Genomic DNA, 9,758 nt, shown 5'->3' with positions numbered 1-9,758 from the left:
ACACAAGTTTTGAAATCACGTTCTGGTATAAGTGACATAATCTGAGAGAATATAGTTTTGCCTTTGTTCATCGCACACGTATTTTAAATATGCGTGCAAAGATACAAAATCAAATCGAATACACTACAAAAAGTCCGTAAACTTTTGAGTATTAATAACTTATTTAATAATCGTCTCGTTTTAACGGGACACTAGTGAATTTCGTTATATCCAAAGTCAGCTTTAATATGCGTGTTATCATCATCAATTGTCCAAACAGGGACTCCATCATTATTGCTCATTGGAGAGAAATGGCCAGCTTTGTAACCCGAGACTGTAACTTGTCCGATATCACCCAAAGACGACGTGTCAAAAATAATTTTCACCTTAGCCAAGGCATGCACCATCCAGATCGGTACGTCATCTTTTCTTGCACAATCACGATCGGTAGCTAAGCCATACAACAGATCTTGTGTCAAATTATTTTCATAAGTCATCCACTTCTTTTCTACGTCATAGTGAATAGAGTTGTATGTATTGCATGGATAACTGGCATAAAAATCTAGCAGTCCCTCTTTAGGCCAGAAACGCTTGGGGGTATAATTCCAGGTTTTACCATCTCCATCTAATTCTACTATCTGACCATTATTCGGATTTTTTACATCATACATAAACTGAACATTCTCAACCGCCCATTGAGAAGATTTATGAAAACCGAAAATCTGAATCTCGTCACCTCCGATAAATTGCGTTTTATCATCCGAGCGAGTATTGGGAATTTCCTTCCAATCTGATTGCACAGAAAACTCAATAGGCTGACCAGATACAGGAATAGCATCCTCCACTTGATTGGTACAGGCTGCACCCATCAAGACAAAGAGAATCATCCATAACTTACTATAACTATAAATATTCCGCTTCATATTCCCGATTATCATTATAAAGGTATTGTTTTATCGTCACCCGGTCCCCACTTCACGACATCTGTCGTTACGCTGAAATTGACAGGATCAAGCAGTTTCAAATTAAAGACATACGCTTTTCCTTGTTCAAACTTAAAATTGCTATCTTTTTTAAGAAGAACGTCTCGCAGATTTTTCTTTACCGTCAACTCTTCCACAAAATCTCCCTGCGTTACCGTATAAGTTATCATTAGATTAAAGTTTTCGGGCAGATCCTGAGGGATTATAAAGATATAAGAATTTTCATCATTTGTTATACTTTTATTGTCTCTGTCTAACTTAGCTGCACTTAACTTTAATACGGGACCATCTATTTTTTGGATAGAATCATTTACGCCATCTTTTTTGCCAGTTTCTGTCCAAGTATAAAACCAACTAACACCATTATTGTAGGGCCTCCAATCTCCCGAATTAGAATTAAGATTCAGATAGCCCGCCATACGAAAGATGCCTTTATGTTCTTCGGCGCCATACAGTCTCACCTCTTTAACATTTATAACTGCACCATCTTCCAATAATTTCTGATTGGCTGTGATTTTAAAGCTCAAACGAGACAAAGCATGCTTAAATTGAAATGTCACTTTACTACCAGGAGATGTTGGTGCTTCTTGACCTGTTTTTTTGGCCCATATCAAATCTATAGGAGATTCGTTAGAAGGAAAATTTATATAAGTTTCTTCTGTACGATTACCACCCAGAGTATCAGGTAGGCAGCCCATTGTTACGATTGGAACATAACGCGCAAAGGCATAGAAATCCACTTTTCCACTACTTGGCCAAAATCGGATATGGTCATATCCCCAATGATCTCCTCTCCAGGTTACGTGTTCAGTATCCATCAGATGAGTATTGCCGTATCTTGCAAAGACACCAAATCCGGCGTTCCATTCCCCACTTCGGAGAAAATCAATATCGGTTATATTAGAACGGGTTGAAGCATTCCGACCCACATAAGCATCAAAGTTGATTTCAGAAGCTGAAGAAGATGAAGTTTCTTCCACAGCTTCGCCGGCACAGCCAGATAATACCAGCTGTGCTATCAAAACATAAAAAGCTAAACGAAGAAACTTCATCTTATGATAATTTAAATTCATTTTTTATGTTCGATATCATCCCAAGAATCAATATCGCCCTTACCATCATTTACTTCATCCCAAGGATCAACACCATTAACAGTATCAACATCAACATCGAATTCGATTGGAAGACCAATGGTCAAGTTAAGCATATATGCCTTACCCTGCAAGAAGTTCTGTTTAAGTCGCTTATAAACCGTATTTGTTTGCTCTCCACCACCATTATACTTTATAGTGTACTGTACGATAACATAAAGTTCATCTACATTTGAACCTCCTGGTGTTTTATCTTTAGAGAAATCCTGTGGAATTACAAACAAATAATTATTATCTTTATCAGGATTATTATATTTATCTGTACTAGTTAAATCATAAGGGGTAGAGACCCAATCAAAATTCTGCTTATCAGATGATGATGTATTCCAAAGACCTGTTGTTACACTTGATGTTGGATCTTTTACCGTAGACAAATCTATGGTACCCTTTGTATAGAAAGCCTTCGTTGTTTCATCAGGAGATCCTGCCAATGTTATCTTTTTCAATGTAAAAGTTGCATTAGAAGAATAATCTCCAGATAACTTTACAGTATAACCAAGTCTAGACAAAGCATGATGAAATTGAAACTTCACTTTCTCTTTTGTTGTACCTTCGAAATTTTCTGTTATCTTACCCGTAGCATTAGCCCACAACAAATCTTTCTGCTCTGTAGCTGTTGGCTTAACTTCGAATGCAAGTTTAGAATTTTCGATCAATTTTTGTTCACTATCATAAGGAGCATACGCCAAGAAATCAATTTGACCATTTGTCGGCCAATACTTAAGAGGAGAATATGTCCACTTTTTATTTGAATAAGTTACCTTCTGATTTTTGAAGAAATCAGGATCAGAAGTCTGACCAGCACCAGCGTTATACCTACCAAACACACCAAAACCATTAGTCTTAAGCGTATTCGCTGTCTCCACGCTACCACGTGAACCATTTACAGCAACTGCACTTCTTCCCAAGTAGCCATCAAAGCTGATAGCCTCATTCTTAGAAGAATTGTCTGAAAAACTATCCAAGTCATCGCTTGAACAACTTACCAATGTCAACGCTGCCATTGCAGCAATACTCATAACAAATTTCTTATCCATATCTTTTTGGATTTTTAAATTAAACTAATCTATTATTAATCTTTTACTATTTTTATCTGATTCTTATCACTTTTTCTACAGTTCCATATCAATATCCTCAGGTTTACCCCAATCCTTGACCGTGACGTCAAAACCGCCAGAACTTCCTTCCGAAGGCTTCACATCAGGTAAAGGGTTCGGCAACTCAACATCAACATGGAGAGAAGAAAAATAACCTAACTCCGATGAATTTTCATCTTCCTGAAACTTATCTCCTACCGCAAACTGATAATCTACCTGCGTCTTTTTGTCTATCAACAAAGCTGAAAAAGACAGCTTATTGTTTTCTGCATCAGGATGGGCAGTTTCTGGTAGGCCAAAACATTTAAACGATGTCGTCAACGTTCCTAGTGTTGCGTCATTCTTATCTATCGTTTTCGTCCAGGACTCCAGAAGATAAGTCACCTTACTACTCTGAAGCGGCTTTCCCTGTCCCAGCAGAAATCCTTCTGAAATACCAGTTAAGGATCCTCTCGCAGAATACAGGTTTCCTATACCTGGAACTTTCACGTTGACCCGGATATGCGAAAGCACATTCCTTGGCGTTAAAGTAGCCTCAGAAAAGTCTCCAGAAACATCGAATTCATCGAGTTTATCAGAGGCAAGCCACTCGGGCTCAACCCCTATCAGTTCATTATCTCCACGTGAGTACCAGCGCGATGTTGTATGCAGTACCAGAGCTCGCGCCGTCTCGTAAGAGTCCATTCCCTGAAATTCGAGTGTACCAAACTCGGTCGTACTCTGGTTGAATACCAGTACATGATATTTTCCAGGTTCCAAGAAAAAGTCGGCATGTGTTATATCATTAGTCAAGGCAGTATGCGGAGCACCACCTGACCAGGGAAACACCATGACCGTCATACCTGTAGGCACCTCTTTATCAAACAAACGCCAATCTACATTAATCCGCACCAATCTACGGCCATCCTTTGGCGGACAACTGGAATAGTCATCATAAACGCAAGAAGTAAGCGAAATGATAAGGAGCCAACAGTACAAGAATAGTTCTATACATCTTTTACATCTTTTCATGAATGCTTCATCTTTATATTCTTATCTAATTATCATATTCATTTCAAAATTTCTGGGTGCAAAAGTACAATATAAAATTTATTTAGGTCTTAAAGCAATATTTAATAAAAATTAAATGATACATAAGATAACATTTTTGTTACAACACAAAAAAAATGCCAGTAGCTACCGGTTTAGTAAGCAATTAAAAAACCTACAATCAAACCTATTGATTGGAGGTTTCATTTCTATCATTTATTCAAGTTTCGCAAGTAGTTTACGGGCTGAAGGCCCAAAAGCCCCAGAAGCACGCCCTGAAAGGGCAAAAGCCCAGAAGCAGCACGCCCTGAAAGAGCAGAAGCAGCACGCCCTGAAGACCCAGAAGTTCCCAGAAACAGCACGCCCTGTTTTGCCCCACACGCCCTGAAAGGGCAGAAGCTCCTAGCCCAGGGCAATTACGGACGCAAACCTGTCGCCCTGTAAGGGCAAAAGCTTTCAAATACCTGGCAACATACAAAGCTTTTGCCCTTACAGGGCGCCTTGCTGATTGCTATTATACCCAGGGCGATGCCCTGGGCTAGGAGCTTCTGCCCTTTCAGGGCGTGTGGGGGAACTATTCATACATTATCTGCTCAGCCAAGCCTCCGGATTGAGCTTGGCAGTCTCCTTGCGAAGCTGGAACTGGAGGATGTTTTCAGAGCCAACACTACCCAAAGCCTGACGGGTACGTACCTTCTGACCCTTATGAACGCTGACCGATTTCAGATTACAGTAAACAGAGATGTAGGCTCCATGACGGACCAGCACGTTCCACATGCCACCATAACCGAAGACGGCACTCACCTCACCATCGTAGATGCTGCGAGCCACACAACCCGGCTTGCCCTGGATATTGATACCCTTATTGTCGAGCGTTACGCCCTTCAAGCCTTCCACGTTATACTGACCGAAATGACTCACCACACGGTAACTGCCGCTGATAGGCATCGGCAATCTACCACGGTTAGCCTCGAATCCACCGCTCAGCATGCGGTCTACCGAACTCAAGGTAGAAGCCTCCTGTGCCTCCTTCTTGGCAGCGGCAATCTCACGGGTACTGCGTTCCGCATCCATCTTCGCCTTCAACTCGGCAGCCTGTCTTTCAGCCTCCGCCTTTCTTGCAGCCTGTTCGGCAGCAGCCTCACGGGCAGCCTGCTCTGCGGCAGCACGCTTGGCAGCCTCGGCAGCAGCACGCGCCCTAGCCTGCGCTTTAGCCTTCGCCTTTGCTTCTGCCTGGGCAGCAGCCTCCTCCTGAGCCTTTCTTGCTGCCTCGGCAGCCAGTCTTGCTTCTTCGGCAGCCTTTCTGCGGGCAGCTTCGGCAGCAGCCTCACGCGCCTTGGCTTCGGCTATACGACGGGCATTCTCCCTGGCAGCAGCCTCGGCAGCAGCTTTCTTGCGAGCCAGTTCCTCGGCACGTTTCTTGGCGGCAGCAGCGGCAGCGGCCTTCTTCTTAGCCTCGGCAGCAGCACGGGCACGAGCCTTGGCTACTTCCTGAGCAATCAAGCGGTCAATCTGAGCGTTGATTGCCGCATCTTTCTGACGCTGGTCGGCAATCACAGCCTGAATGGTCTTCTGCTGTTTCTGCAGTCCCTGCACCATTTCCTGCTGCTGGGTCTGCTTGCCTTCCAATGCCGTCTTCTCCTGCTTACCCTTATATAATAAGGTGTTCTTATGTCCCTTTACATGCTGCAACTGCTGGTGCTTCTCGTTCACCTGCTTCTGCTTAGCCTTTACAGCCTCGCCCTGCACCTTCTGATAGGAAGAATACTGGCGTATGAAGGAAAGGCGGCGATACATCTGTGTCAGATTCTTGGCACTGAAGATGAACATCAGCTTGTCCTGAACCGTATGATGACGGCTCATATAGCGCATGGAACGGATATACTTGTTCTTGCGGTCCTGCAACTGTTGCTGAAGCGTTTTCAACTGTGCCTGCAGAATGCCGATATTGCCGTCAATATGATGGATATCCTTCTGGATGCCGTCAATCTTCTTCTGACGCTGGTCTATTTCTCCGTTCAGCGCCATCAGGTCTTCAAGACGTTTCTTCACATCCGCCTTATTTCTCTGCAAAGCCTGCTCCTGTTCTCTGATCTTCTTCCGGATAGAAGCGCGCTGTCCCTGCAAACCTCGGATAGAGGCATTGCTATAGGTTGCCGCCTTGCGTTCTGCTCTGGTTGGCGCAGCTGGTTTGTATGTCTTTCTGGCCGCATGACTTCTGCTGTTCGTCTTTCTGGCAGGAGTAGCAGCCTTCTTTTTCGCAGTTACGGCAGTCTTTCTCACCGGCTTCTTCTGGGCAGAATGCTTCTGCGCAAAAGGTGCGAGCGAGAAGGTGATTGCCATGATGAATAATAAGATTCGCTTCATTTCTTATATTAAAAACCCATGTTCTATAATTTCAAACTCTTGATGAGCATCTACATACTCAATATCTTGCTGAGCACATCTGTTGGAGAAATCTGCTTGTATTTGCTGGAAATCTCTGTCTGAGTGCTCCATTTGCTGTCGGTCTTCACCTGATTCAATTGCAGACTGATCTTAGCCTCCTGCTTTTTTCTGGTAGCAGTAGTGGTCATCGACAAATTCAGGGAGGCAGGGAACATCTTGACGCCTACACTCTTGAAGTTGCCATAGTCGACGTGGAGATTGGAGGTGCCGTTCTGCGCACTCTTATAGACAACATCTGCTGCTGTGATACGGCCGGTAGTGCGGTTGGCTGTCCAGGCATAGGTCATATTGCCGTTCCTGAAACTAACCGGCACAGCATCTCCTGCCACATCCAGTCTGGCATCAAACTTCTTCAGGTCTGATTCCTTCACAGTCCTTTCGCCCGGCAGGAGCAGCTGGTTCCAGAAGAGAGCCTGCAGAGAATAGAAGGAGATGCCCTGCTTCTTGAGGAAGTCTACCTGGGTATAATCTGCCTTGATATATTCCTTGTGCAGACGGTCGATGATAAGTACATGGTCGGGAGTAAACTCCAGACGGCCCACCTCTGTACCCAAGATAGGAATAAAGAGCTGGATGCGGATGATTTCATCCTTGCGCATGCTCAGTTTGCCCGGCACAGTAATGTCCTTATCACCAGCCTGGAGAGTAAACGACATGTTGCCTACAATATTCCTGGTATACACCTGATTGTCTGAAACCTTCTGTACGAAAGCCAACTTCCTGAGCGTCTCACTCTGACGGGAGCCAGAACCCTTGGTGGCATTCTCTTTCTGATGACTGGCTGATGAGGAGCCAGAGCCCTGTACATTCTTGCTGGTTCCGCAAGAACCGAGGAGCAGGATGCTGCAGGCTGCGGCAAGCAGCATCATCTTATTCTTCTTCATTGTATATTTCATCTTTCCTGATTTTTCTACTTTCCGTTTATTTCTTCTTACTGAAGTTTCGCAAGTAAGCCCCACACGCCCTGAAAGGGCAGAAGCTCCTAGCCCAGGGCATCGCCCTGGGTGTTTATGGGCGCAAACCTGTCGCCCTGTAAGGGCAAAAGCTTTCAAATACCTGGCAACATACAAAGCTTTTGCCCTTACAGGGCGCCTTGCTGATTGCTATTATACCCAGGGCGCTGCCCTGGGCTAGGAGCTTCTGCCCTTTCAGGGCGTGCTGCTTCTGGAGCTTTTGGGCCTTCAGCCCGTACTTGAACCACATGCGAAAGTTCAGTTCTTACCTCTTCTAACTGACTTCTTCGTAGCTGCAGGTTTCTGCTTTGGCGCATTACGCTTCTTCAGTTCTTCTTCGGTAATATATTGTCTGTTTTTAATCTTCCATGCCAGCACCTCAGTCTGGTTCTCGCCGGTATAGGCTTTTTTCCAGAAATCTACGGATTCATCGGCCATACCATTCATATAATAGATATCTCCGGCATGCTCAATAACCGTACTGTTATCTGCGGTGGAATCGCGGTTTTTGAGTGCCTGGTCTATATAGGTCTTGGCATCAGCATAGCGTTCTTCCATAAAGAGAATCCAGGCATAGGTATCCAGATAAGTACCGTTGTTCGGCTCCGCCTTGATGGTCTTGTAGCTCATCGCCTCAGCCTTATGCAGGTCAACGCCCTTCTCGCTGAGATAGTAGGCATAGTTGTTCAGCGCCATCACGTTGTCATCTTTCCATTGCAGACAGGAGTCGTAAGCCGCAAAGGCTTCCTGCTCTTCACCTTTCTTATGAAGAATATCGCCGGTTACGGCATAGAGGTCAGAAACCAGGTCAGCCGGCGACTGTGCATTCACCTGCGCCAATCCGAGACGGAACTCACGGAGCGCCTCGTCTTCCTTATCTTTCTGATAATACGCCATTCCACCGAAGTAATAGAACACCATTTCTTCGGGATTATACTCCTGAGCCGCCTTACATTGCTGGGAAACCAGGTCATATTTTTTCTCGTTCCAGAGCATCTGTACAAGTTGCATTCTGGCATTCACGTTATCCGGAGCTATGGTAAGCACCTTTTCGAAGGCACGGCAAACAGAGTCGGCTGGCATCTTCTTCAAACTCATATAAGCAGCTCTCATCTCTGCCACTTCGGCTGACGGATGAGCCACGTTGAGCGCCTTGTCAAACAGCGCAATCACCTTGGTAGAATCGCCACCTTCGCTCTCGTTTTTCTGAATGAAAGAGCGGTACATCATCACCTTGGTCTCCAGATCCGATTTCGGACTCATCAATATCTTATCGAGCATCTGCTCGGCAAGCTGCTCCTGATGGGTGGCATTATAATAGTCGTAAAGCGACATCTGGGCATAGGAATTGTCAGGCTCTTCCTTCAGTACATCGGTAAAGCACTTGTAAGCTTCCTTCTTGCGGTCGTGCTGTACGAGCCAGTTGCCCAGCATTGTCTTGTACTGCATATCCAGCGGATGCTGGTCTACCAGCGACTTCAGTTCCTGATAGGCAGCCTTCTTGTCGTTCATCAGTTCATAAACTCTCATTTTAGAGAGGGTGAACTGTTCGCTTTCACCTTCTTCCACCTCAAGACGCGAAATGGTTTTGAGTACCGATTTATAATCCTTATTCTGGGAATAAAGCTGAACCAGGATGCGGAGGGCATCGGTATTATCGTGGTTTTTGGCATACAGATCCTCATAGGCATCGATGGCAAGATCGTATTTCTGGCTACCTATATAATATCTGCCCAACTGCTCTGCATAGGTCTGGTTTTCCGGATTCAGTTCTATTGCCTTCTGCATATAGGCAAGTGCCAGGGAATCCTGCTTGAGCTGAGAATAGAAAAGCGACTCATAGAAATAGGTTTCAGCCGCCTTCGGGTCAATCTTCCGGGCATGCTCAAAAAGGTCGAAAGCTGCCGAATAATTGCCGGCAGCCTGCTGGCGCGCTCCCTCCAGGAAGAAATAGTTGTAGCGCTGGCGGTCGTTCGGAGAGAGATGGTCCTCCTGAACCGCCGGCTTCTGAACCGGCTGCACCTTCTTTTTACGGGCAAGCGACGGCATGGCTACCGAACCCAGCAAGACCAGCCCCATTGCCCAACTGATATTTCTAAGATTCATCTTCACGATTCT

8 protein-coding genes are annotated in these 9,758 nt (G+C 45.0%); 1 reads left to right on the top strand and 7 read right to left on the bottom strand.

The window, feature by feature from the left end:
- Positions 1-191: 191 nt before the first annotated feature.
- The 4 genes from NNC77_RS05110 to NNC77_RS05095 form a co-directional block, all read right to left on the bottom strand.
- A complete protein-coding gene (locus NNC77_RS05110; protein ID WP_254970213.1) occupies positions 192-902 on the bottom strand; it encodes a fimbrillin family protein in 711 nt (236 codons plus the stop codon).
- A gap of 14 nt (positions 903-916) precedes the next feature.
- On the bottom strand, positions 917-2,035 hold the full coding sequence (locus NNC77_RS05105; protein WP_254970212.1) for a fimbrillin family protein: 1,119 nt from the start codon (positions 2,033-2,035) through the stop codon (positions 917-919).
- Entirely contained in the window at positions 2,032-3,150 is a 1,119-nt protein-coding gene (locus NNC77_RS05100) for a fimbrillin family protein (RefSeq protein WP_254970211.1), read from the bottom strand. The genes NNC77_RS05105 and NNC77_RS05100 overlap by 4 nt, the downstream gene beginning before the upstream one ends.
- Positions 3,151-3,225: 75 nt before the next feature.
- Complete coding sequence (locus tag NNC77_RS05095) at positions 3,226-4,188, bottom strand: DUF5119 domain-containing protein (protein WP_254970210.1); 963 nt, start codon at positions 4,186-4,188, stop codon at positions 3,226-3,228.
- Between the two features lie 148 nt (positions 4,189-4,336).
- Between NNC77_RS05095 and NNC77_RS05090 the strand changes: the two genes are divergently transcribed.
- Positions 4,337-4,627, top strand: coding sequence for a hypothetical protein (locus tag NNC77_RS05090; RefSeq protein ID WP_254970209.1), 291 nt, complete (start codon positions 4,337-4,339; stop codon positions 4,625-4,627).
- Positions 4,628-4,824: 197 nt separating this feature from the next.
- Here the strand turns inward: NNC77_RS05090 and NNC77_RS05085 are convergent, their stop codons facing one another.
- From NNC77_RS05085 to NNC77_RS05075, 3 genes are all read right to left on the bottom strand, one after another.
- Positions 4,825-6,606 (bottom strand): murein hydrolase activator EnvC family protein, encoded by a 1,782-nt coding sequence (locus tag NNC77_RS05085; protein WP_254970208.1) that lies wholly within the window; start codon positions 6,604-6,606, stop codon positions 4,825-4,827.
- 50 nt (positions 6,607-6,656) lie between these two features.
- Positions 6,657-7,571, bottom strand: coding sequence for a DUF4292 domain-containing protein (locus NNC77_RS05080; protein WP_254970207.1), 915 nt, complete (start codon positions 7,569-7,571; stop codon positions 6,657-6,659).
- A 327-nt stretch (positions 7,572-7,898) separates the two neighbouring features.
- Entirely contained in the window at positions 7,899-9,746 is a 1,848-nt protein-coding gene (locus NNC77_RS05075) for a tetratricopeptide repeat protein (RefSeq protein ID WP_254970206.1), read from the bottom strand.
- Between the last annotated feature and the right edge of the window lie 12 nt (positions 9,747-9,758).

This window comes from Segatella copri, from assembly GCF_024330485.1.
Classification (GTDB): Bacteria; Bacteroidota; Bacteroidia; order Bacteroidales; family Bacteroidaceae; genus Prevotella; species Prevotella copri_L.
This window is presented reverse-complemented; position numbering and strand designations above follow the sequence as displayed.

Excerpts from the sequence above, each read along its gene's own strand:
- NNC77_RS05110 (WP_254970213.1), bottom strand. The coding sequence starts at position 902 with ATGAAGCGGAATATTTATAGTTATAGTAAGTTATGGATGATTCTCTTT.
- NNC77_RS05090 (WP_254970209.1), top strand. The coding sequence starts at position 4,337 with ATGATACATAAGATAACATTTTTGTTACAACACAAAAAAAATGCCAGT.
- NNC77_RS05085 (WP_254970208.1), bottom strand. The coding sequence starts at position 6,606 with ATGAAGCGAATCTTATTATTCATCATGGCAATCACCTTCTCGCTCGCA.
- NNC77_RS05105 (WP_254970212.1), bottom strand. The coding sequence starts at position 2,035 with ATGAATTTAAATTATCATAAGATGAAGTTTCTTCGTTTAGCTTTTTAT.
- NNC77_RS05075 (WP_254970206.1), bottom strand. The coding sequence starts at position 9,746 with ATGAATCTTAGAAATATCAGTTGGGCAATGGGGCTGGTCTTGCTGGGT.
- NNC77_RS05100 (WP_254970211.1), bottom strand. The coding sequence starts at position 3,150 with ATGGATAAGAAATTTGTTATGAGTATTGCTGCAATGGCAGCGTTGACA.
- NNC77_RS05080 (WP_254970207.1), bottom strand. The coding sequence starts at position 7,571 with ATGAAGAAGAATAAGATGATGCTGCTTGCCGCAGCCTGCAGCATCCTG.